Consider the following 21451-nt stretch of genomic DNA (forward strand, 5'->3'; position numbering starts at 1 on the left):
GGCCGCAATCTCACCGGCCGCGCCGGTGCCGCTCTGCGCACTCCGAAAAATAGTCACCATGACAATAATTCATCGCTACGATCGCCCCTCATGAGCAACCGTCTGAGGAACCTAGCCACCGAGAACGAGCGCGTCGCGACCACCGGCATATACACGACCTCCACCGGCACCCGGGTCTCCATCGCCTCTGCTCTCGCCGCCGCCCGCTCCGGGACCGTCTCCTACTCCCCCGCCTTCGCCCCTGCGCCCACCGGCCCCTTCACCGGTGGGGCCGAGGTGACCGACGAGGACAGCCTGCGCGCCGCCCGCCGCCTCACCGACGAAGGCGTCGAGCACCTCGCCGTCCTCAACTTCGCTTCGGCCCGGAACCCGGGTGGCGGGTACCTGCGCGGGGCCAAGGCCCAGGAGGAGGACCTCTGCCGCACCGCCCTCCTCTACCAGTGCCTGCTCGAAGCCCCCGACTACTACGCAGCCCACCGGGCGTCCGCCGACCTCAACTACAGCCACCGCGTGATCTTCTCCCCGCACGTCCCGGTGATCCGCGACGGTTTCCGCGCTCTGCTCGACCAGCCGTACCAGGTCTCCTTCCTGACCTCCCCTGCTCCCAACGCCGGCCAGCTGGCGCTGCACTCGCCGGGTGAGAAGGTCGATGTCAAGGGCACCCTCACCGAACGCGCCCGCCGCGTCCTCGGGGTGGCCGCCCGCCACGGGGTGCGCGAGCTCGTCCTCGGCGCCTGGGGCTGCGGCGTGTTCGGCAACGACCCGGCCGAGGTGGCGGACGCGTTCGCCGAAGCCCTCGACACCCACGGCGCCCCGTTCGAACGCGTCACCTTCGCCGTCTGGGACCGCTCGGCCGACTCCCCCAACCGCGCCGCCTTCCGGGCCAGGTTCGCCCGTTGACGATGTTCCGCGGCACCGGGACCGGCGAGCACCCCAGCCGGCGCACCGACATCGCCCGTAGCTAAAGCCGGGGAGGCCGGGCAGGCGAGGGGACCGCCTCGGGACGGGCCGGAGCGGCGTAGGCCTGGATCACTCGGGCCTGCGTACGCGGAAGGTCTTCCGGACGTGCTGTTCGCGCGACGGATCGGAGCCCCGGACAACCCGGATGCCGTTCGGGACGTCTCACTCGCCGCAAGCAACGCATCCCCCGCGGACCGGCCGACCCGAGGCAGGTGCGGCGAACCGTCGTCAACCTGCTGCGGTCGGCCGCGGGCCCGGTGCCCGGACCGACGCGCAGTCCGAGAGGTACCGCATGCCCCTGCTCCCACCCGGTTTCGGCGTCCTGACCGACGGATTCGCCACCGACCCGTACCGCTGTTTCGCCGGGCTGCGGGAGGAGGCTCCGCTGCACTACGAGCCCTCGATCGACAGCTGGTCCCTCTCCCGCCACGAGGACGTGAAGCGGGTGCTGACCGATCACGAGGCCTTCACCACCGAGACGTTGCAGGTGCGCGCCGAACCGGTGATGCGCGGCGGCCGGGTCCTCGCCCGGATGACCGGCGCCCAGCACACCGCGAAGCGGAAGATAGTCGTCCGCAGAGCACCGACCACCGGCCACCGGCCACCGGCCACCGGCCACCGACCCCAGAATTTCGGGCCGCGCAGGTACATGAGACCGTCACTGTGCGCCCCGAACCGGGCCACTGAGTGGATGTCAGGAGCTGCGCGGCGTTACCAGGCCTGATTCGTAGGCGAGGACCACGAGCTGGGCGCGGTCGCGGGCGTGGAGCTTGGTCATGGCCCGGTTGACGTGGGTCTTCGCGGTCAGCGGGCTGATCACCATGCGTTCCGCGATCTCGTCGTTGGACAGGCCCTGCGCGACCAGTACGACGGCTTCACGTTCGCGGCTGGTCAGTTCTTGCAGCGTCGACCCCGTGGTGCTGGGGAGCGGCGCGCTGACGTACCGGTCGATGAGCTTGCGGGTGATCGAGGGCGCGAGCAGGGCGTCGCCGCGCGCGGCAACGCGTACGGCGTGCAGGAAGTCCTCCGGCACGATGTCCTTGACGAGGAATCCTGCGGCGCCTGCGCGCAGGGCGTTGAAGACGTATTCGTCCAGGCCGTAGTTGGTGAGGATGACGACGTGCACCCCGGCCAGGGCGGGGTCGGCTGCGATGCGCCGGGTCGCCTCGATGCCGTCCATGACCGGCATCTGGATGTCGATGAGCGCGATGTCGGGCACGTGCTCCCTGGCGAGTTCCAGCCCTTCGTTGCCGTTGGCGGCCTCGGCCACCACCTCGATGTCGTCCTCCAGGTCGAGGAGCGCACGGAATCCGCTGCGGATGAGCGGTTGATCGTCGACCAGCAGAACCCGGATCACGAGGCTCGCTCCACGGGGAGTTCGGCCTGGACGGTGAAGCCGCCCCCGCCGCGCGGTGCTGCCCGGAGGCGGCCTCCGAGGGCGGTGACGCGTTCACGCATCCCGAGGAGTCCCATGCCGGGGATCGGCGCGGCGTCCGGCGTGGCCTTGCCGTCGTCATCGACCTGGAGGGCGACGGCGTCCGGGCGGTAGTCGATGCGAACCGATGCCTTGGTCGCGTCCGCATGGCGGGCGATGTTGGTGAGCGACTCCTGGACGATCCGGTAGACGGTACGGCCCACCGCGGCCGGGACGTCGTGCCGCTGCCCCTCGATCGTCAGCGTGGCCTGAAGACCCGTCCCGCCGGCCCGCTCCACCAGTTCCGGCAGGTGGTCGAGACCGTGCGGCGGGGTCGTGTCGTCGTCGCGCAGGGCCTCCAGGGTTGCCCGGAGCTCCCGGGCCGCCTCACGGCCGGCCTCCCGGATCGCCAGCAGGGCCTCCGGTACGTGTTCGCCGCGCTTTCGGGCCACGTGGACGGCCACCTCGGACTGCACCTTGATGACCGAGATCTGGTGGGTGAGGGAATCGTGCAGCTCCCGCGCGATGTGCAGCCGCTCCTCGTCGGCGCGGCGCCGCGCGGTCTCCTCCCGGGTGCGCTCGGCCTCGTCCGCACGCCGCTCGGCCTGCCGCAGGGCTTCACCGGCCGCCGCGGCCGCGATCAGCCAGGCAATCTCAAGGGCGCCGCGGGCCTGCGCGAACGCCTCGCCCGTGTCGTGCAGACCCGAGACCAGGGCCGCGAGGGGAAGAACCGCCAGCACGGCCACGCTCGCCGCCACCGTGACGATGCGGTGTCCGGCCCGCACCGCCGCGTACACCGCGAAGAGGAACGCGACGGCAGCCACGTCGAACCCTGCCGCCTGGTACCCCACAGCGCACAGCCCGGTGACGGCCAGCACGGCAACCGGAGCCCGGCGGCCGGCCGCCAGCGCCAGGCCGCCGAACACCAGCAACGCGTAGCCGAGCAGGTCAAGGCCGGTGGCGGAATGCTGCCCGGACAGCCCGGTGGCCAGCAGCGCCCCCGCCACACCGATGGCGACCAGCCAGTCTCTGACACCGGCCCGAACGCGGAACCGTCGATTGCTCATGCACGCACCGTAGCCGGAGGCCGTCGCGGGCGAATCCCGCTCGCGGACGAGCGGCCGACTACCACGCACGCAGTAGCCGGCCGGCACCTGCCGCGTCCGTGGTAGCGCAAAGTGCCTGCGCCTGCCGGACGACCGGCCAGGGGCCCGGCCGACATGCTCGATCCACATCCAGCCGTGAGAAGAGAAGGAGCACCATGATGTCCGCTTGTCGCCTGATCGCCACCGCCCCGGCCGCCCTGCTCGCAAGCCTCGGGCTCGCCACACCAGCGGCAGCTCACGCCTCGGTCCAGCCCGTCGCCGCCAGTGTCACCGACTTCAGCCTCGGGCGGCTCGGCGCCACCACCGGTGGGCTGCTGGGACTGGCCGCCGTCATCATCGCCGTGCTCGCGCTGACCCGACCCGCCAGTCGCCTCGGCACCGCCAACGGGTCGCTCGGGGCCACAGCGGCCGTCGCTGCGGGGCTGATCGCCATGGCCCTCGGCGGGCTGGTCGCGGCCACCGCCGACGGTGGACTCGGCACCGGCAACGGGCTGGGCGGCGCATACGTGGCCCTGCTGCTCGGGCTGACCGGCACCGCACTGGGCGGGCGCGCTCTGAACCGCGCCCGCCGCACCTGTTGACCACAGCGGATCCGTGTTCTGCCACGGTGACGCCTGAGGGCGGTCACCACGGCAGGCCCCGCGTACGCAGCTGCTCCGGCGGCGCCGACCACGGCGGCCGGTGCATGCCGGAGGTGGTGGTCGCGGGCCATCGCCAGGGTCGTGCGCGCGACCCCGGCCATCAGGGCGAGGAACGAGCCGAGCACGGCCACCGCGGCGCCCACCCGTGCGACCGGCGCCGGCCAGTCCGCGCCCGCGGCCCGTGCGGCCTCCGACAGCGGTGCGGTGGCGTCCGCCGGCACGTCAGCTACGACGCCATGTTCCAGCTCGACGGCGGCCTGGGCGTTCGCACACGAGGACACCCCGGAACCTCTCAAGGACGCCTTCGCCGCGCTGCTGGAGAGCCTGAGCGAGGTCGCCGGGGACGGCATCGACCCGGGGCTGTTCACCGAGGTGTTCTGGGCGGCCCTGCACGGGCTGGCGACGCTGACCCGGGCGGGACGGCTGCCGCCGCAGGACACCGAGCCGAGGGTGGAGCTGCTGGTGGACCGGCTCGCCATGGTCTGACACACCATCCCGGCGGGCACGCAGCCGGGCCCCTCGGGCCCGCCGCTGCCTGCCTGCGGCATCGCTTTTGGTCACTGCCACTCACCCGGGATCCGCCGGACAAGGCCGCGATGTCTCGTTCGAGGGCCTGGACGGAGCGGTGGACTGCGTTTGAGCTCCCGGTCAGGGCGGCGGTGTCCGGATCAGCGGAAGATGGCCATCGCCTGGACCTCCAGGACCCCCTGCTCCGCGTTCCATTCCTGGACCTTGCCCAGGCAGCGGGCCAGGAAGGTGCCCTGGGGGACCTGGGTGCGCAGCCCTTCCGTGGCGCACGTGACCCGGACCCGGGGGCCTCGGGACGGATCGGACGGATCTCCGTACGGTGCGAGGAACACGGTGGAGCCGGGTCGGTCCGGGCCCTCGCCGGTCGTACGGAACCGGCCCCGGATCAGCACGAAGCCCTCGATGTCGCGCAACCGGACGGCACCCCGCGCACCGGAGGCCGTGCGCAGCAGCGCCGGACTGCGGATGGCGGACTGGCTCGGGAGGTCGACGTGCACGATGACGCGCTTCTCCTCCAGCACCTTCATGATCAGGCCGATGACCGAGATCGGCTCCGCGACCTCCATGTAGCGGCTGACGATCTCGGTGTTCTCCTTGCGGCCGCCATCCGCGCCGACGCCGAAGACCTTCGCGCGGACGGTGCCGTCCTTGCTGTCGCTGGTGCGCTGTTCGACCTCCTTGCGCAGGGCGGCCGTATACCCCCGCATCTGGTAGTGGTCCATGACCGTCTTGTCGTGCAGATAGAAGCAGATGCCGTCCGTGAGGTCCTGGGCGGCGGCCCGCCGGGCGCGGACCAGCACCAGCACAGCCGCCGTCAGCAGGGACGCGAGTCCCGCCGCGGTGACCGCCCACAGCAGCATCCAGGGCCACCACGCGGCCCACCACGCTTCACTCGTGACACCCACGGATCTCCTTGAAGGCATTGAGAAGGGACTGCCCGGTGGCATCGGCCATGTGCCCGCCGGTGGCCCGGGCCGCCCGGTCGAGCTCGCGCGGATCGGCCTCGCCGTAGCGAACGGTGTACGTACGGACCGCGCGTACGGCCGACGGCAGGGCCTCGTACCGGGCGAGGAACTCGTCGAAGCCGATCCCCGCGTTGTTCTCCCCGTCCGTCATGAGCACGATGGAGACGCGCTGCGCGGGATCCTCGGCCACGGCGTCGGCTGCGGCCCGGTAGCCGTGGGCGAGGGCCGACCACACGGCGGTGCTCGCGTCGAAGGTGTCGTCCGCGACCATGCGGCGCAGCCGCTCCAGGTCGGGCGCACCCCTGTACGTCACGCTGCCCTCCTCCAGGACGCGGCCGCCGAAGCGCACCACCGTGAGGGTCTCGCCCCGGTGGAACCGGGCGAACTTGCCGGAACGCGAGCCGTCCGCGCCGCTGAGCCCGTCGAACGTGGCGCGGAGGTTTGCGATCCGCTCGCCGCGCATGGACGTGGAGAAGTCGAGCAGGAAGATCACCCTCGCCGGGGGGCCGTTCCGCGCAGCGGCGTAGTCGGCCAGCAGCCGGTCGACGACCGCCTGGCTGTCCGGGAAGTACAGGGCGTTGCCGAGCGGGGCTCGCAGGCCGGGCAGGCGGACGAGGCCGGGGTCGACCGGCCGCCGCAGGGTGCGTTCCATGATCTTCCGCTGTACCGGCTCGCTCCGGATCCACGCCGTCAGCCGGTCGTACGCGGCCCGCTTGGCCGGGTCGAGCAGCATCAGCGGATAGTCGGACAGCACGATGCCGTCCTTCGGGTAGACAATCTCGAGAGGAGTGCGCAGGGTGCCCGCGCGGTTGAGGGAGAGCAGCTCGGACTCGTACGTGATCAGCGCGTCGAGTCCGTCCTGGGTACGGCGGTACGCCTCGGTGAGACGGCCGGTGGAGTTCTCGGTCACCGCGTGCCCGGCGAAGAAGCCGCGCAGCCGGTCGCAGGAGACGTCCTCGGGGCGCAGGGCGCCGCCGGTACCCGCGGCGGCGGTCGCGACGCCCACCAGCGCGGCGAGCCCGCTGTTCGAGCTGCGGGGGTCGGCCATGGCGTACTTCAGCGTGCCGGCCGCCGCGGCGTCCGCCAGGTCCGCCCACGACAGCTGCCCGTCGGGGGCGGCGTTCCGCAGCCGCTGCGCCACCTCGGGTTTCAGGCCGACGACCACGGGCGAGCGCATGGTGCTCGTCAAGAGCGGGCCTTCCGCCTGGCGTCCGCGTTCCTTCAGCAGGAGCTGGAAGGGGCGGGACGAGGAGAGCCAGGCGAGGTCGTGGCGGTAGTGGCCGGCAGCAAGTGAGGAAGCGGCCTCGACGGTGCCCTGGTAGTCCATCGTCAGCGTGATGCCGGTCTCGTGGCGCAGGTCGTCGAGCAGGGGCTGCATGTCGGCGAGTTCGGAGCTGGCGAGCACCCGGAGGGTGACCGGATCCCCCCGGCCGCCGGAGCAGCCGGGGAGCGTGGCCAGCACGCACAGGCACGCCAGGGCGAGCGCGGCCAGCGTCCGGCGTCGGCCGGGGGTGCCGCGGGCCGTCACGGCGTCCCGTCCGGCAGCTGGGCGGGCGGGCAGTCCCCGATGATGGAGATCATCCGCTCCAGGTACCGGATCCTGGGCATGGGAGAGCGGGTGTTGTTGCTGCGCAGGACCGGCGCCGGGACGCTCCGTTCGGCCAGGAACTGCGCCAGCTGGTCGCCGGCGACCTCGCCGGCCGGGTCCAGGATCCGGAAGCCCAGCTCCGTCGCACGCCGACGCAGCTCCGGTTCGGTCGAGATCAGTTCGCCGAGGCGCTCGCCCCTGCCGTTGAGCGCGATGAACTGCGGCTGGGTGACGAACTGGCTGGACGGGTACAGCAGCACCCGCTCCGGGTCGAGCCGCCCGGTTTCGGTGCGGTGGCGGACCTGGTGGGTGAGGTACTGGTGCTCGTACGCCACGACCACCGGGGCGATCCCCTTGCCCTCCGGCGCGATGTACGTCTTGAACACGTCGGCTGCGGGCAGGCCTTGCTCCATGAGGTGCCTGACGGACTGCGCCCGGCTGCGCGCCTCCTGATCGGTGGAGGGCACATCCGGCCCGTTGCCCCGCCAGGTGAAGGAGACCAGTGCCAGGTAGGTGCCGGCCGAGTTGGAGCCGCACACGTCGGGGCTCTGGGCGACGATCCGGTTGGCGTTGGAGATTCCGTACCGCCGGATGCCGAGGTCGTTCCAGCGCCGTCCCCGGTCTATGGCCTGGAGGAACTTCCGCATGTCCAGCGAGTAGTAGAGCGGCCGGCCCGCCCCCTCGGCGGGCAGCGGGGCGGCGATGCCGGCGTCGTGCAGCGTCTCGGCGTACTCCCGGTAGGTTGCGAGCACGATGGGGCTCACGAACGGGCGGTGCACCTTGGCGTACTGCCCGGCCGCCGCGCGCACGCCGGTGATCAGGTCGCCGGCCGGCTGGCCCGAGGGGAAGACGAAGTCGAAGGAGGCGAGGTCCCGCAGGGCCACTTCGCGCGATCCCGAGCTGGTGATGTGGACCTTGACACGGTGCTTGAGCAGGATCCGCTGGACCTCTTCGTCCTCGAAGAAGTCGCGCTTGGAGGCCATCTTGCCCTCGAGGACGACGATGCTCTCGAAGGGAAGCAGCAGGTTGCCCGACACGGCCAGCGTGCCGAGCCCCGTCAGCACGGTGGCCAAAACGGGCAGGAAGAACTGCAGCAGGCCCCGCCGCGACCATGCGCCGGAGGACCTGCGCCGGACGTCCAGGCGAGGCTCCTCGACGACGGGTCTCTCCCCTGAAGCCCTCTCCCCGACCGCCACTCATGCCCCCCAGCACGTCCGTGTCACGCCCCGGCGGGCAGCATCCACCGCCCGGTGGACCGTTCGTTTGCGCTACGGCCAATTCCGTGTGAACAACTGCCTTGAATTCCAGGAGGGTTGACGTACGGGCCGTCGCTGCCGGAGATGCCGGGGACGCCGGAGGACAGCCACCGGGCGCCCGAACTGGCGGACGCCGTCCGGGCCGCTCTGGGCGGGTGAGCCGCGCATGCTCGGCCACGCCGACACCAGGACCGCGGGTACCCGAGCCCCATGCTGATCGGCGCGCGCACCACGACTCGCCCTGTTCGCGTGGGAGCCTGGTCCGGCGGGCGGGTGCACCGGTCGCCACCGGTGCACGGTTTCGTCGCCTGAGACCCGGCGCCCGGCGGGCCGGGCGGTCAGAGGACCGCGGGGCGTCCAGTCCCAGAGACCGGATGAGGTCGAGCATGTCGGCCTCGTACAACGGATCCTGCGTGCCGTCCAGGCCGCGCCGACCTCGCGGGCTGGATCGACTGGAGCAGGGTCGGCGTTGACTCGACGTCCTGCCGGGCCCATCAGCACGCGGCCGGGCCCGGAAGAGAAAGCCACGCGTCCCGAAAAATGGGACAACGCCCCGGCACCACCACCCCGACGAAGGACTCGGCCGGTCCCGGGGCCGGTTTGACCAGCAAGATCCATTTCGCAGGCGAAGGCGGATGCCGGCCGCTGGCCTTCCCGGTCACGGCCGGACAGTGGGGCGACGCACCGCAGATGATCGAGGTCTTGAAGCGCATTCGCGTTCCCCGCCCGCAGGGCGGTCACCCTCGCACCCGGCCGGACCACCTCGGCGGCGTCAAGGCGTACAGCGCACGGCGCAACCGCTGCTACCTGCGAAGACGCCCGATCAAGCACACCATCCCCGAACCGAAGGACCGGCGGGCCAACCGCAAACGGCGCGGCAGCAAGGGCGGCCGGCCCACCGGCTTCGACAGCGAGATCACAAACGCCGCAACGAGGTCGAGCGCACGATCAACCGGCTCAAGAACTCCCGGCCGTCGCCACCCGCTACGACAAGAGGGCTACGTCTTCCAGGGCACCGTCACGGTCGCGGCGATCCGCTCATGGCTCCGCCCATGACTCGCCGGACAGAATCTAGGCGGTCTTGGTGGCGTTGCCGAGGATCTTGGTCGGGGTGATGCGGACGACCACTCGAACCTCTTCCGGCGGGGCCTCCAGGTACTCCTTGCCGCCGCCCGGGCCGAGGTATTCCTCGGCGATGCGGACGGCCACCGCGCGGTCGGCGTCCTCGGTGACGGTGGCCGTGCCGCGGATCTCGACGTACAGGTAGGGGTTGGCGAGGTCGAAGACGGTCAGGCCGACGCGTGGGTCGCGGAGTATGTTCCGTTCCTTGCGCCGGCCCTGTTCGGTGGAGATCAGCAGGTCGCCGCCGTCACGGCTCACCCAGACCACCGAACTCTGCGGGCTGCCATCAGGGTTGAGGGTGGACAAGACGGCGGGGTGCGGTACGTCAAGCAAGCTGCGCACGGTGTCGTTCATCTCAATGGGCATGTCAGGGAGGCTAATCGGCTCTCTGGTGTGGCGCACCGGAATACATTCCCGCCGTGCCAGATCGCCCAGGTCGGGCCCTCAGGCCACCCTGCCCGCGCCCAGACCGGTGACCCGAGCGCGAGGCAGTCACGTGATCCGCCGGACTCCGCCTAACTGCCTGGCCGGCTGCTCTTCGAGTTCGTCCAGTTCCGCGCGCCGCGCAGTGATCCGTTCCAGCAGCTCGGGATCCAGCATGCACAGGATCGTAGAAGACCGCCCGGCCACAGCGGGCAGGAAACCGGCGTACCGACCGTCCCGTCAGAGCGTTGCCGCACGCTGCCCTGCAGCCTCCCACTCCTGGTGCGCGGTGTGGACGCGGTGCCACAGCGCTGCCCGCGCGGGGGCGGCGACGTCGGTCAGGTTCAGGTGGAACACGTCGGCCAGTACGTCGTACCAGTCGTCGGCCGAGTCGATGGTCCGCTCGTACGTGCCTTCGGCGTCGATCCGGCGCAGCACACAGCCGCGCAACATGTCCACGCCCTTGGCGTCGCGGAGCTGCGCTTGGAGGACCCGGACGAATCCGGACTCGGGGGAAGTGGACAGCCGCTCGTGCTCCGCGGCGAAGGAGGACAGCTCCACGGGCTCCGGCGCGAAGACCATCGCCGTGAACGCGCCGCGGGGGTCATGGGCGAACCGCCAGCCGCCGGGCACCACCACCGACGGCGCCATCGCGTAGCTGAACGGCCCCTGGGTATAGGTGCCCTCGCGCAGCGGCAGGGGCTCGTACATTCCGCCGGCGAGCCCGGTGTCGACCAGCCACCGCTCGCCGTCGAGCCCCACCGTGAGCGCGAGATGGTCGCCGCCCGGGCCCTCGGGGTCCTCGACCTCGTCCTGCACCCCGGCCCGGTGCAGGGTCACGTCGTAGCCGAGGGCCGTCAGCAGCGCTGCGAAGGCTCCGTTGAGGTGGAAGCAGTAGCCGCCGCGCCCGCGCAGGATCCGGGCCACGGATTCCGCGGCGCCGATGCCCGACGGCCGTCCCAGTTGGTTGTCGAGGGTCTCGTAGGCGACCCGCTCCACCTGCGCCCGGTGCAGCGCCCACAGCGCCTCGGCGGTCGGGCCCGCCGGCCGCTCCACCCCCAGCACGGCCAAATACCCGTCGACGTCGATCGTGCTCCCCCTCACCGTTCGAACGTGCGATCAGCCTAAGGGTACGTGATCTGGGATGGGTGACGGTGCGTAAGCGGTCAGGAGCGGTTCAGCTGGTGCGCAGCCGGTCGCCTGGCATCGGGAGGCGGGGAGGGGTGTAGCCGTCGTGGTCCTTGGGGTCATGTGCTCGCCCGTCGTCAAGTAGCTGGTCGGGGAGGAGAACGACGCGGGCGGTGTCGGAGAGGTTCAGATCGGAGCCGGGGCCAATCCAGGAGTCACGGTCTTCCACGGGTGTCCATGGGTATTGGTGCACGTAGAAGGTGTCGCACAGCAACACGACGTCCGCTGAGTCCACCGCGCACGCCGCGAGTTGCACCATGGTTTCCGGCAGCGTGTCGGTCATGGCCAACCGGTAGGTGTAGTGCACCGCACTTCCCCGCTCGGGCACCTGAGGGTGTGGCCCTACCTCCCAGTGTGTGATCTTGGCGGTCAGTGGGTACGTCCTGTCGCCGCGGACCACAGTGACGTCAACTCCCGCAGGGCCGGGTGCGCTTCGCCCCTGATCTCCTTCCCCTGAGATGCAGCCGGCGAGGGCGGTAGCCACACAGGCGACCATCGCCGCCCGCACTGCCGCATCGACACGCCTTCTAGTCAGCCGCTCCACTTCCCGCTCCGCCCCTCGTCCGAGCCCTCTCGGCCCGCTCTGAAGATCAGAGACGCGCCCCACCGTCACCTGGTTCCGGGCCAAGGGTTCCTGTAACTGCTGGTCACAGGCGAGATGATCATGTTCCCTTGCCCGCGCGACGGGTCCGCAGACGGTGACACAGCCGGGTCCTGGAACCCGGCCGCATCGCGATCAGCCCAGCCACCGACAGCCGGAACTTCTGGATGCCCTCGAAGAGGAAGACCGCGCCGACGTACAGGCGGATGAGAACCGTCGCGGCGGGCGCGTCGGTGAAGATCAGCTTCGCCTGCCAGGTGCTGAGGTGTGCCATGCGGGGATGCCCCTCTCCGACGGAGACGTACCAGGTGCCGAGATCGTCTTGCGAGACAGAGGGGCAGCCACGGCAATCCACGCCGGGGAGAGCGCGTCGTGGCGCGGTTACGCCTTGCGGGCGGTCACCGCGCGGCGTACCCCGTAGGCGGCGGCGCCGACGGCCAGAACTGCGGCGCCGGACATCACCGACGAGGCCGGCAGGGCGAACGCGAGGACGAGGCAGCCTGCCAGCCCGACGACCGGAATGATCCGCGCCGGTCGACCCTCGTCCGGGGCGAGCGTCCAGGCGGAGGCGTTGGCGATGGCGTAGTAGGCGAGCACCCCGAAGGAGGAGAAGCCGATCGCCCCGCGCAGGTCGGCGGTCGCGGCGAGTACGGCCACGACGGCGCCGACCACGAGTTCGGCGCGGTGCGGCACCTGGAACTTCGGGTGGACGGCGGCCAGGGCGTGCGGCAGGTGCCGGTCGCGGGCCATGGCCAGGGTCGTGCGCGAGACGCCGAGGATGAGGGCGAGCAGCGAGCCGAGTGCTGCCACCGCGGCGCCCACACGTACGACCGGTACCAGCCAGTCCGCGCCTGCGGCCCGTACGGCATCCGACAGCGGGGCCGTGGCGTCCGCCAGGCGCTGCGGGCCCAGCACGAGCAGGACGGCGACGGCGACAGCTGCGTAGACGACGAGCGCGATGCCGAGTGCGAGCGGGATGGCCCGCGGGATGGTGCGGGAGGGGTCGCGGACTTCCTCGCCGAGAGTGGCGATGCGGGCGTAGCCGGCGAAGGCGAAGAACAGCAGGCCCGCTGCTTGGAGCACCCCGCCGAAGGTGGCTTCGTCACCGATGTCCAGCCGGGCGGTGTCCGCATTACCGGCGGTCGAGGTCGCGACCACCACAGCGGCCAGCACGGCAAGGACCACGGCGACGATGACGCGGGTGAGCCAGGCGGACTTCTGCACTCCGGCGTAGTTGACGGCGGTCAGCGCCACCACGGCCGCGACGGCGACGGCGTGGGCCTGGTCCGGCCACACGTAGGAGCCGACGACCAGTGCCATGGCCGCGCAGGAGGCGGTCTTGCCGACCACGAATCCCCAGCCGGCCAGGTAGCCCCAGAACTCGCCCAGCCGCTCCCGCCCGTAGACGTAAGTACCGCCGGAGGCGGGGTACCGGGCTGCCAGGCGCGCCGAGGACATCGCGTTGCAGTACGCCACCACCGCCGCCAGCGCCAGGCCGAGCAGCAGACCCGACCCGGCCGCACCGGCCGCCGGAGCCAGGGCCGCGAAGATCCCCGCACCGATCATCGACCCCAGGCCGATCACCACGGCGTCGAACACACCCAGGTGCCGCTTCAACTCGTCCGTGCCCGCAGACCCCGGCGCTGCACCCATCACTCGCTCCCCCACCACACTCCGGCAGATGTACCGGCGCACCGTATAGGAACAAGGTGACGAGACGGGGGCAGCCACCGGATGGTCGAGGACGGCGCCGTACCGCCCTCCGGCGGCGATGGGCAGGGCGACGGCGTTCAAGCCGACGGCTCAGCCGAGGTTCCGGCAGATCTTGCGCAGGGTTCCCCGGCCGGTGCGCAGAGCGGTGGAGACGTCCAGGGGCGGAGCGCATCAGGACGAGGTCGGCGCTCTCGATGGCGACGTCGCTGCCGGCTCCGATCGCGATGCCCAGGCCGACCTGAGCGAGGGCTCGTCGTTGACTCCGTCACCGACCATGGCGGCCGTGTCTCCGGGGAGGACCTCGCCGATGACGGTGTCGATGGCCAGGTGCGTTCGCCGCCGGAGTGCTGGAACCGGCACCTGCCCAGGTCAGGGGCGGGGGTGTCCTGCGGCGGTCATGACGAGTCCGGTGGTGAGCAGGGCCAGGCCGATGGTCACGACGGTGAAACCGGGGCCGGGCAGGAAGTACAGCGCGATTCCGATCAGGGTGATCGGGGCTCCGGCGGCGGTCAGGGCGAGGCCGATGCGTCTTTCCGACAAGGGTGGGCTGCTCTCTGTCCAGGGCTGGTTGCTGGTGGGGTTGTGCGGGCAGCGGACGTTTCACCCCTCGGTGCGGCCAGCGTCGGCCGGGCCGCCTGCCAGGGTGTTGGGCTGACCCTGCTGGTAGATGTCGGGGATGCCGTCGGCGTCGGCGTCGAGATTCTCCGCCTCGTACAGGCGCCGGTAGAGGGTGTTGCGGCGCCGGACCAGCGCGGTGGCTAGGGCGGCGGCGATGAGGGAGCCGACGAGGACGGCGGCCTTGATGTGTGCGGTGGCGGCGGGATCGGTGAAGGCGAGTTCGCCGATAAGGAGGGCGACCGTGAAGCCGATCCCGGCGAGGACGGCGAGCGCGAGGATGTCGGCCCAGGCCAGGTCGGGGTTGAGGCGGGCCCGGGTGAACCGCGCGGTGAGGTAGGTGCCGGCGAACACCCCGGCTGTCTTGCCGACGACGAGGCCGAGGACGACACCGAGTGGCTCGGGCTGGGTGAACACCGCGCCGAGCGCGGGCCCGGAGAGGCTCACCCCGGCAGCGAAGAGCGCGAACAGGGGGACAGCTATCCCGGCCGAGACCGGCCGCAGCAGGTGCGCCACCCGTTCTCCGGGAGAGGCGGTCTCAGCCGGGCGGCTGCCTCGTGCCGTGTCGCGTTGGGCGCGCAGGATGAGGCCCATGGCGACGCCGGCCACGGTGGCGTGGACGCCGCTGTTGTACATCAGCGCCCAGATGGCCAGCCCGAGGGGGACGTACCACCACCAGCCGCGGACCCGGTACCGCTGGAGCAGGTAGAAGGCGGCGAGCCCGGCGAACGCAGCGGCGAGGGCCCAGAGGTTGAGGTCGGCGGTGAAGAACACGGCGATCACCAGGATCGCGCCGAGGTCGTCGACGACGGCCAGGGTGAGGAGAAATGCCCTCAGCGCGGCTGGCAGGTGGGTGGAGATGACGGCGAGGACCGCGAGGGCGAAGGCGATGTCGGTGGCCATCGGCACCGCCCACCCGCCCGGGTCGCCGCCGCCGCCCGAGACGGTGGCGAGGTAGACGGCTGCGGGGACGGCCATGCCGCAGAACGCGGCGACGACCGGGAGTACGGCGGTGGCCGGGGTACGCAGCTCGCCGACGACGAGCTCGCGTTTCAGCTCGATCCCCGCGACGAGGAAGAAGACGGCGAGGAGGCCGTCGGCCGTCCAGTGCTGCACGGACAGGTCCAGGCCGAGGGCGGGGATCCCGAAATGGAAGTCCCGCAGCGATTCGTAGACGCCGGACAGAGGTGTGTTGGCCCAGATCAGGGCCAGGAGGGCGGCGGCGAGGAGGACCAGGCCGCCGACGGTCTCGGTCCGCAGAGCCCCCGCGATGGCTGTGCGCTCAGGCCAGGGCAGAACACCGAAGAGCGGCGACCGGGAAGACGAGGACTCGCGCGGGTCGGCTGGCATGGCGGTGGCCTTCGGTGTCGGCGGCGAAGAGGGCGCACTGCCCCCAGGACGCCGACCAGACTTCCCGGCACACCGCGCGTCGAACTCGAACTCTTGACGCGTTCCTTACACCGTATCCACCGTGCGGGCCGCTGTCTGCCCCGCACCCTTGGCATGATCACATCGGTGCGGGGTTGTGATCAGCTCTGTCGGGAGCGCACCACCAGGCCGCGATGGCAGCCAGCACGAGTGCGCCAGCGGCGAGGAGCCCCGGCCGCTCGCCAGGCATCGTGTAGAGGGCTGCGCCGGTGATGGTCAGGACCGTGCCCATCACCAGGAGCGGTGAAGCCGGGCAGCGCAGGGGCCGGCGGGTCACCGTCGGGATCCAAGCGGTGCGGCCGCTACGGCGCGGTTCATGCGGGGCTCCTGTCGGGGAGGGCTCTCGACGGGCACAGCGTCCCACGGTCCGTCCCGTCCGTCCGGTGGTTGTGTCCGGCCTCTCATCCACACCTCCCGGATCAGGACTGCGCGGGAGCCGTCTGGGGCAGGCGCGTGTCACCGCCGTCACCGACCCCGACGGTGCCAGCGTCGTCTACTCCGTGACCGGCGGGCTGTTCTTCTCCTCCTCCAACGGCGCGTCGCCGCCCTGGACGCCATCGAGACCAAATACGCCCAGCGCGGCAAGACCCTTGAGATCATCAGCCTCAACGACCCCAGCGCCGACCTCCACGGCAAGCTCACCGGCGAACTCGCCAGCCACTGATCTGCCTCACTCCGTACGAAGGGCCCCGTCCACTGGACGGGGCCCTTCGTCGCCACCTCGGCCGGTTGTTGCCCCGGCGATGCGAACGCCGGCCTCATCCGGCCGTCCGCACGGGTGAAGTCAGGCTTCCCGCACGAGTCGCGGGCTCGGCTTCGCAGCATCGACGGCTTCATCGCCTACGGCGTCCGCGCGCTGCTCGTCCTCCACGAAGCGCCCTTCCGCGCCCGCCTCTACGTGTGGACGCTCTTCGGCACCGCGACCACCGCGAGCATCTGGGCCAACTCCCTCCACGCCATACGCCTCAACCAGCAGACCAGCAACGCCACCGGCCTTCGCCTCGGCGACACCACCGTCGGTGTCCTCTCCACCATCGCTCCACTCGCCCTCGGCGGCGCGGTCCACCTCCACATCCTCATCACGCGCAGGCCCCGGCAGGCGGAACCTGCCGAGTTCGGCGCGGGGCTGCCGGCGTACACGACCCAGCCGGAGGCGTCGGCCCCAGCCGCACCGGAGGCAGTCCCGCCGAGCACCGCACCGCAGGCAAGCACCGGGGACCAGGGAGGTGATCCTCCCGCGCACGAACCCACCAGCAGGACTCCCTCCCGCCGAGTCGGCCGCCCGGCTTCCGCCGAGGTGGACCAGCTGATCGCCATCGGCAGGCAGGTCGACGGGAAGCGGACGCGCGAAACCGTCGCCGCAGCCATCCGGGCCGACGGCCATACCGTCAGCGACAAGCGCCTCACCCAGGTCATGGCCGCCCTCAAGGCAGAGCCGCTGTTCGACCCCGCGCAATACGAGATCACTGACTGAGCGGTAATCCCCGCAGGTCAGCGCAGTACCGGTGAGCCGTGGTCGCCTCTTGCGCCAGCCGCGACCAGGGCCGGATCAGGCCGTAGGCCCGAGTTCTGGCCGGTACCGCGCAACCGGCGGTACCCATCCCACGGCCCTGCGGACAGCCACCGTCGGACATCCGCGCGCCTGTACGCCGGCACCAACCGTCCCCGCCTCGCACACCCGTAAGCACCGCCCCGAATCCACACGGAACCCCACGCAGAGGAGCAGCACGTGCACGACCAGAGCGCCCCCACCCCCACTGACCAACAGAGGACCCCTTCCCCAGCCGACAGCGCAGCAAGTTGGAGGTTCGGACACTCCCCCGTCGGGGGTGCGTCCGAACCGGAGCCCGCCCCGGGGGTGGCGGGTCCCGTCCCGCGCCAGGGGGCACGGGACGGGGAGGCTGCGGCCGAGGGCGGACCGGAGCCTGGCAGGCACCGGGGCAAGCCCCGTACCCGCGCCGCCGAGCAGCGATCTCCGGTCAGCGTTCGTCTCAGCGAAGCAGAGCGCGCACTCGCCAAGGCCGGCGCCAAGGCCGTCGGCATGAGCGAGGCCGGCTTCATCGCCCACAGCACGCTGGCCGCTGCCCGCGACCTGAACCGGACCGCTGCCGTCATCGCCACCGAGCAGGACGTCCTCATCGCCCTGTTCCGGCTGCGCCGCGAGGTCGCCTTCGTAGGCAACAACCTCAACCAGGTGGCCAAGGCCCTGAACAGCGGCACCTCCCCCGAAGAGCTCGACGACACCATCGCCGCCGTCCTACGCGCCGCCCAGGACATCCACCGCGTCACCAGCCGCATGGCCAACCCCGAAGGAACCCAGAGCGTTTGATCCCCTCCATCCATCCGCAGGGCAGGAGCACCGCCGGCCTGCTCGCCTACCTCTACGGTTCCGGCCGAAGCGAGGAGCACATCGACCCGCACCTGGTCGCCTCCTTCGACGACCTCGCCCCTGACCCTGGCCGCGACCCCGGCACCACCGAGGCGGACCTCCAGCAGCTCCTCGACGAACCCCTCCACCTCCTCCCCGAGGACACCCGCCCGGACAAGCACGTCTGGCACGCCTCCGTCCGCAGCGCCCCCGGCGACAGGACCCTCACCGACGCCGAGTGGGCAGACATCGCCCGCCGCGTCATCGCCGCCACCGGCATCGACCCCGGCGACGGCGCGGGCTGCCGCTGGGCGGCCATCCGCCACGCCGATGACCACATCCACCTCATCGCCACGCTCGTCCGCGAAGATGGCCGCAAGCCTGACCACCACCGCTCCGGGAAGCGTGCCCAGGCGGAATGCCGCCGCATCGAGGCCGACTACGGCCTGTACCTCGTGGCGCCCGGCGACGGCACCGCCGCCAAGCGCCCCACCAGCGCCGAACAGCACAAGGCCAAGCGCCGTGGCCGGGACCGTACCGCCCGCGAGGAACTACGCGAGACCGTCCGCCGAGCCGCCGCCGGCACCGCCTCGGAGACGGAGTTCTTCGACGGCCTCGCCGCCACCGGACTCCTCATCAAACGCCGGACCGCCCCTCCGGCGACACCCTCGGCTACACCGTCGCCCTGCCCGAGGACCGCAACAAGGACGGGGCGCCCGTCCACTACTCGGGGTCCAAGCTCGCGCCCGACCTCTCGCTTCCCCGCCTCCGCGAACGCTGGACCGGAGCCCCGACCCAGGCGACCGCACCCCAGGCGAGCAGTCCGGCCGCCGCGCGCCGCCGAGCCACGGGTGCCGTCTGGCAGGCCGTCCTGCTCGTCGACCAAGGCGACGACGCCACCGTGGCTGCCCTAATTGCCGCCGGTGGAGAAGTCCTCGACGCCCTGGCCAAGACCTCGGCAGCCCACACCCGACACCAGCTACGCGACGCGGCAGCGGCCTTCGAGCGGGCGGCCCGCTCCCACATCCGCGCCGAACGCGGCCAGAACCAGGCCCTGCGCCAAGCCGCCCGGGAACTCGTACACGGAGGGCCGGCCCTCGGCCGAGGCGAAGACGCGGCCACGAGCGCGATGCTGATCGACATGGTGTTCTTCCTCGCCACCGCAGCCTCTGCCTGGCACGCGAAGAAGGGCCACGCCCAGCAAGCAGTCGCCGCACTCCAAGCCGCACAGCACCTCCGTGCCGCCTACCAAGCTGCTGCCACCCACCCCATGGCCGTGCTCCAGGAGCACGGACGTCACATGCCCCGGCCCCTGGAGCTACACCTCGCGTCGGTGCTGCGCGACGCGATCCCGAACCTGGCCGAGCAGGTCCTGGCAGATCCCGGCTGGCCAGCCCTGGCTGCCACCCTCGCCGACGTCCAGGCCGCCGGCCACGAGCCCGCCGAACTGCTCACCGAAGCAATTGGAAGCAGGGAGTTAGGCAGCGCGACCTCCGTCAGCGACGTCCTCGTCTGGCGGCTCCGACGCCTCGCGCAGCTACCCGCCGACCCCGGAACCGCACGCCCCCAGACCGCCCACACCCGCAGCGCCCCGACCCCGCCAATCACCACGAAAACGGCCACCAAGGACATCGGCGACGGCGCTCACCGACGCTGATCCAGCCCATCACGGACGTCTTATATCCGACGATCCGCGATTACCGAATTCCGTAATTCTCCGGAGCATTGAAGACATCCCCACCACTCGCACCGTAAGGACTGCCGCACCCCCGAGACCGAACTCTGAGCCGAAACACAGCCCTGCCCCGTCCCCCGGCCGAGCAGGCCGTACACCACTGCGATCGCCGCTGACCGGCGAAAGCGCGGCGCAACATAGCCGACGATCCCCGGTCAGCCAAACCGGGGATTCTCCAGACACTGGATACATCGCCCTTCCCGCACACCTTCGAGGAGCTCTCGCATGCCCGAAACCGAAATCCGACCCACCGTCGCCGCCCTCCTCTGCGACTCGAACTTCAAATATCGGCGCGACACCAAAACCTGGTCCCACTACGACGGCCGCCCCTTCACCAAGGAGGAGCAGGCCACCGCCTTGGACGCCACCCGCGCCGAGTTCGAAGAGTTCGCGGCACAGCACACTCGCTACATGGAGTACAGGCGGACACTGGAGGAAGCCCCGGAAGCTCTCCAGCAGTTCCTCACCCCGTTCATGGAGCAGCTCACCCAGAAGACCCTTGGCAATGCCGTCGAGCTCATGGCCAAGGACGAGAGGGCCGAACTCGAACTGCTTCTCGGCCTCATGACCCAGAACCCTCGCCCCTTCACCCCCTACACCTTCTGACCAATGCCACCGGGGCCAACGCATTCTCAGCGTTGGTCCCGGTGGCATGTCCGCATGGCCGTACGACTAGACGACGCCCCCGGCCCCGAGCGTGCCGGCACCGATGGCACCCCGCAGGACGTAGGCGATCTCCTCGGGCTTGAGGTCGATGCCGTCTAGCCCCTCCACGGTCAACGGGATCTCCTCCAGCGCGTATTCGCCGCGCCCCTCGGCGCTGAACTCGGGTCCGGTGCGGTCTTCGAAGGACCACGTCGCGATGCGGGCGAGGTAGAAGAGCTGACGCTCCTTGTCGGACTCCATCGTGTGCAGGAGGCGGACGATGTCGGCCTTCCCCGCGATCTCCTCGTGGATCTCACGGTGGAGGGCGGCCTCCCGGGACTCGTCGTTCTCCTCGACCCCGCCGCCGGGCAGCACCCAGTACTCGGGGACGTCCGGCTTGGTGCGGCGGATGACCAGCATCGTGTCGTCCGCGGTGACGAGGACAGCTCGGACTCGTTCGATCATGTTGGTCTGTCTCCTTCGTTGTTGACGCTCAGCGAGGAAGGACGCCCGTCACTGCCTCCGCGCGCTGGCGCAACAATGGAGCCAGCTCCCTGTACCAGCCGCGGCCGACGGCCTGGAGCATTTCGGCGAGTGCGATCTGTTCGCCGATTCGGCCGGCGGGGGTGTCCAGGACGTCGGCGAATTCGGTGCGGATGCGTGCGGCGACGGCGGGGACGCGGAGGCTGTTGACGTAGAGCATGGCCGGGTCGTAGCCGACGGGGACGGCGCCCCAGCGTTCCCAGTCGAGGATGACGAGGGGGTGGTGGGTGAGGTTAGCCCACTGGAGATCGGCGTGGCCGGTGACGCGTTCGGTGATGGGCGGCGCGGGAATGCCGAGGAACTCGGGGAACACGCGGTCCGCCCAGGACTGGCGGATGGTCTCGCGGGGCGGCTCGGCGGCGCCGAGGGCGTTCAGGCTCTCCCGCAGCGTCGCCCACCAGGAGTCCGGGAGACCTCCACTGCAGAGCGCGACAGCTTCCGCGCGGCGTCCTGATTGTCCACGGTCGTGATCACGATCAAGAAGTCAGCCATGGGGGCAACGTACCTGGCCTGATGCCGCGTTGGCCTGCACAGGCCATTGATTCCGGCGAGATCGACGAGAACCGATCACGCCGGGCGCCCCGCACGACCCCAGCACCTTTACGCGCTCCT

20 protein-coding genes and 6 pseudogenes are annotated in these 21451 nt (G+C 71.1%); 11 read left to right on the forward strand and 15 right to left on the reverse strand.

Annotation, left to right across the window (positions count from 1 at the left end; genetic code table 11):
• The first annotated feature begins 90 nt into the window (after positions 1–90).
• Positions 91–900, forward strand: coding sequence for a TIGR02452 family protein (locus tag ACZ7H1_RS19205; protein WP_470788081.1), 810 nt, complete (start codon positions 91–93; stop codon positions 898–900).
• Between the two features lie 352 nt (positions 901–1252).
• Positions 1253–1684, forward strand: coding sequence for a hypothetical protein (locus tag ACZ7H1_RS19210; RefSeq protein ID WP_470788083.1), 432 nt, complete (start codon positions 1253–1255; stop codon positions 1682–1684).
• On the opposite strand, the gene ACZ7H1_RS19215 is transcribed toward ACZ7H1_RS19210, so the two are convergent.
• Both ACZ7H1_RS19215 and ACZ7H1_RS19220 read right to left on the reverse strand, forming a co-directional pair.
• The gene (locus ACZ7H1_RS19215) at positions 1655–2317 is read right to left on the reverse strand and encodes a response regulator (RefSeq protein ID WP_470788084.1); all 663 of its coding nucleotides are present in this window, start codon (positions 2315–2317) and stop codon (positions 1655–1657) included. The two genes, ACZ7H1_RS19210 and ACZ7H1_RS19215, sit on opposite strands and share 30 nt — an antisense overlap.
• A complete protein-coding gene (locus ACZ7H1_RS19220) occupies positions 2314–3441 on the reverse strand; it encodes a sensor histidine kinase (RefSeq protein ID WP_470788085.1) in 1128 nt (375 codons plus the stop codon). Before ACZ7H1_RS19220 ends, ACZ7H1_RS19215 begins: the two co-directional genes overlap by 4 nt.
• Positions 3442–3638: 197 nt before the next feature.
• Here ACZ7H1_RS19220 and ACZ7H1_RS19225 point away from each other — a divergent pair, with 197 nt between their 5' ends.
• The gene (locus ACZ7H1_RS19225) at positions 3639–4061 is read left to right on the forward strand and encodes a DUF6223 family protein (protein WP_470788203.1); all 423 of its coding nucleotides are present in this window, start codon (positions 3639–3641) and stop codon (positions 4059–4061) included.
• A gap of 89 nt (positions 4062–4150) precedes the next feature.
• On the opposite strand, the pseudogene ACZ7H1_RS19230 reads toward ACZ7H1_RS19225, so the two are convergent.
• Positions 4151–4336 (reverse strand): annotated as a pseudogene (locus ACZ7H1_RS19230) (amino acid permease); the annotation flags it as partial.
• On the opposite strand from ACZ7H1_RS19230, the pseudogene ACZ7H1_RS19235 reads away from it, so the two are divergent.
• A pseudogene (locus ACZ7H1_RS19235) lies at positions 4334–4607 on the forward strand (TetR-like C-terminal domain-containing protein); the annotation flags it as partial. The pseudogenes ACZ7H1_RS19230 and ACZ7H1_RS19235 overlap by 3 nt on opposite strands.
• 182 nt (positions 4608–4789) lie before the next feature.
• Here the strand turns inward: ACZ7H1_RS19235 and ACZ7H1_RS19240 are convergent.
• The 3 genes from ACZ7H1_RS19240 to ACZ7H1_RS19250 are packed head-to-tail and all read right to left on the reverse strand — an operon-like array spanning position 4790 to position 8266.
• The gene (locus ACZ7H1_RS19240) at positions 4790–5554 is read right to left on the reverse strand and encodes a hypothetical protein (RefSeq protein WP_470788086.1); all 765 of its coding nucleotides are present in this window, start codon (positions 5552–5554) and stop codon (positions 4790–4792) included.
• The gene (locus ACZ7H1_RS19245) at positions 5538–7142 is read right to left on the reverse strand and encodes a substrate-binding domain-containing protein (protein ID WP_470788087.1); all 1605 of its coding nucleotides are present in this window, start codon (positions 7140–7142) and stop codon (positions 5538–5540) included. Before ACZ7H1_RS19245 ends, ACZ7H1_RS19240 begins: the two co-directional genes overlap by 17 nt.
• Positions 7139–8266, reverse strand: a complete 1128-nt coding sequence (locus ACZ7H1_RS19250) for a hypothetical protein (RefSeq protein WP_470788204.1) — start codon at positions 8264–8266, stop codon at positions 7139–7141. The genes ACZ7H1_RS19245 and ACZ7H1_RS19250 overlap by 4 nt, the downstream gene beginning before the upstream one ends.
• Positions 8267–8699: 433 nt before the next feature.
• Here ACZ7H1_RS19250 and ACZ7H1_RS19255 point away from each other — a divergent pair.
• A pseudogene (locus ACZ7H1_RS19255) lies at positions 8700–9148 on the forward strand (IS5/IS1182 family transposase); the annotation flags it as partial.
• A 12-nt stretch (positions 9149–9160) separates the two neighbouring features.
• On the forward strand, positions 9161–9514 hold the full coding sequence (locus ACZ7H1_RS19260; protein ID WP_470788089.1) for a hypothetical protein: 354 nt from the start codon (positions 9161–9163) through the stop codon (positions 9512–9514).
• Between the two features lie 15 nt (positions 9515–9529).
• On the opposite strand, the gene ACZ7H1_RS19265 is transcribed toward ACZ7H1_RS19260, so the two are convergent.
• The 7 genes and pseudogenes from ACZ7H1_RS19265 to nhaA form a co-directional block, all read right to left on the reverse strand.
• Positions 9530–9946, reverse strand: a complete 417-nt coding sequence (locus tag ACZ7H1_RS19265) for a PPOX class F420-dependent oxidoreductase (RefSeq protein WP_470788091.1) — start codon at positions 9944–9946, stop codon at positions 9530–9532.
• 297 nt (positions 9947–10243) lie between these two features.
• Positions 10244–11107: an arylamine N-acetyltransferase family protein gene (locus ACZ7H1_RS19270; RefSeq protein WP_470788092.1), complete on the reverse strand. Its 864-nt coding sequence runs from the start codon at positions 11105–11107 to the stop codon at positions 10244–10246.
• A 73-nt stretch (positions 11108–11180) separates the two neighbouring features.
• Entirely contained in the window at positions 11181–11474 is a 294-nt protein-coding gene (locus ACZ7H1_RS19275; protein ID WP_470788094.1) for a hypothetical protein, read from the reverse strand.
• Positions 11475–11859: 385 nt separating this feature from the next.
• Positions 11860–11964 (reverse strand): annotated as a pseudogene (locus ACZ7H1_RS19280) (transposase); the annotation flags it as partial.
• Between the two features lie 209 nt (positions 11965–12173).
• Positions 12174–13445 carry an APC family permease gene (locus ACZ7H1_RS19285; RefSeq protein WP_470788096.1) on the reverse strand — a complete coding sequence of 424 codons (1272 nt, stop codon included), beginning with the start codon at positions 13443–13445 and terminating at the stop codon, positions 12174–12176.
• A gap of 429 nt (positions 13446–13874) precedes the next feature.
• Complete coding sequence (locus ACZ7H1_RS19290; protein WP_470788098.1) at positions 13875–14045, reverse strand: PGPGW domain-containing protein; 171 nt, start codon at positions 14043–14045, stop codon at positions 13875–13877.
• Between the two features lie 60 nt (positions 14046–14105).
• Positions 14106–15470 (reverse strand): Na+/H+ antiporter NhaA, encoded by a 1365-nt coding sequence (nhaA, locus tag ACZ7H1_RS19295; RefSeq protein WP_470788100.1) that lies wholly within the window; start codon positions 15468–15470, stop codon positions 14106–14108.
• Between the two features lie 527 nt (positions 15471–15997).
• On the opposite strand from nhaA, the pseudogene ACZ7H1_RS19300 reads away from it, so the two are divergent.
• From ACZ7H1_RS19300 to ACZ7H1_RS19320, 5 genes and pseudogenes are all read left to right on the forward strand, one after another.
• Positions 15998–16212: pseudogene (locus ACZ7H1_RS19300) on the forward strand (SulP family inorganic anion transporter); the annotation flags it as partial.
• A gap of 114 nt (positions 16213–16326) precedes the next feature.
• Positions 16327–17022, forward strand: coding sequence for a DUF2637 domain-containing protein (locus ACZ7H1_RS19305; protein WP_470788101.1), 696 nt, complete (start codon positions 16327–16329; stop codon positions 17020–17022).
• Positions 17023–17406: 384 nt separating this feature from the next.
• Positions 17407–17877 (forward strand): plasmid mobilization protein, encoded by a 471-nt coding sequence (locus tag ACZ7H1_RS19310; RefSeq protein ID WP_470788102.1) that lies wholly within the window; start codon positions 17407–17409, stop codon positions 17875–17877.
• Positions 17874–19573, forward strand: a pseudogene (locus ACZ7H1_RS19315) (relaxase/mobilization nuclease domain-containing protein). The gene ACZ7H1_RS19310 and the pseudogene ACZ7H1_RS19315 overlap by 4 nt, the downstream one beginning before the upstream one ends.
• Positions 19574–19876: 303 nt before the next feature.
• A complete protein-coding gene (locus ACZ7H1_RS19320; RefSeq protein WP_470788103.1) occupies positions 19877–20257 on the forward strand; it encodes a hypothetical protein in 381 nt (126 codons plus the stop codon).
• A 66-nt stretch (positions 20258–20323) separates the two neighbouring features.
• Here ACZ7H1_RS19320 and ACZ7H1_RS19325 read toward each other — a convergent pair whose 3' ends face one another.
• Positions 20324–20761, reverse strand: a complete 438-nt coding sequence (locus ACZ7H1_RS19325; protein WP_470788104.1) for an NUDIX hydrolase — start codon at positions 20759–20761, stop codon at positions 20324–20326.
• A gap of 28 nt (positions 20762–20789) precedes the next feature.
• Positions 20790–21152 carry a hypothetical protein gene (locus ACZ7H1_RS19330; protein ID WP_470788106.1) on the reverse strand — a complete coding sequence of 121 codons (363 nt, stop codon included), beginning with the start codon at positions 21150–21152 and terminating at the stop codon, positions 20790–20792.
• Positions 21153–21451 lie beyond the last annotated feature (299 nt).

Source organism: Streptomyces sp. NPDC037401, from assembly GCF_055602345.1.

Bases quoted from the DNA above. Each gene is read 5' to 3' on its own strand.
- ACZ7H1_RS19205 (WP_470788081.1), top strand. From the start codon at position 91: ATGAGCAACCGTCTGAGGAACCTAGCCACCGAGAACGAGCGCGTCGCG.
- ACZ7H1_RS19320 (WP_470788103.1), top strand. From the start codon at position 19,877: ATGCCCGAAACCGAAATCCGACCCACCGTCGCCGCCCTCCTCTGCGAC.
- ACZ7H1_RS19220 (WP_470788085.1), bottom strand. From the start codon at position 3,441: ATGAGCAATCGACGGTTCCGCGTTCGGGCCGGTGTCAGAGACTGGCTG.
- nhaA (WP_470788100.1), bottom strand. From the start codon at position 15,470: ATGCCAGCCGACCCGCGCGAGTCCTCGTCTTCCCGGTCGCCGCTCTTC.
- ACZ7H1_RS19225 (WP_470788203.1), top strand. From the start codon at position 3,639: ATGTCCGCTTGTCGCCTGATCGCCACCGCCCCGGCCGCCCTGCTCGCA.
- ACZ7H1_RS19285 (WP_470788096.1), bottom strand. From the start codon at position 13,445: ATGGGTGCAGCGCCGGGGTCTGCGGGCACGGACGAGTTGAAGCGGCAC.
- ACZ7H1_RS19210 (WP_470788083.1), top strand. From the start codon at position 1,253: ATGCCCCTGCTCCCACCCGGTTTCGGCGTCCTGACCGACGGATTCGCC.
- ACZ7H1_RS19275 (WP_470788094.1), bottom strand. From the start codon at position 11,474: ATGACCGACACGCTGCCGGAAACCATGGTGCAACTCGCGGCGTGCGCG.
- ACZ7H1_RS19265 (WP_470788091.1), bottom strand. From the start codon at position 9,946: ATGCCCATTGAGATGAACGACACCGTGCGCAGCTTGCTTGACGTACCG.
- ACZ7H1_RS19325 (WP_470788104.1), bottom strand. From the start codon at position 20,761: ATGATCGAACGAGTCCGAGCTGTCCTCGTCACCGCGGACGACACGATG.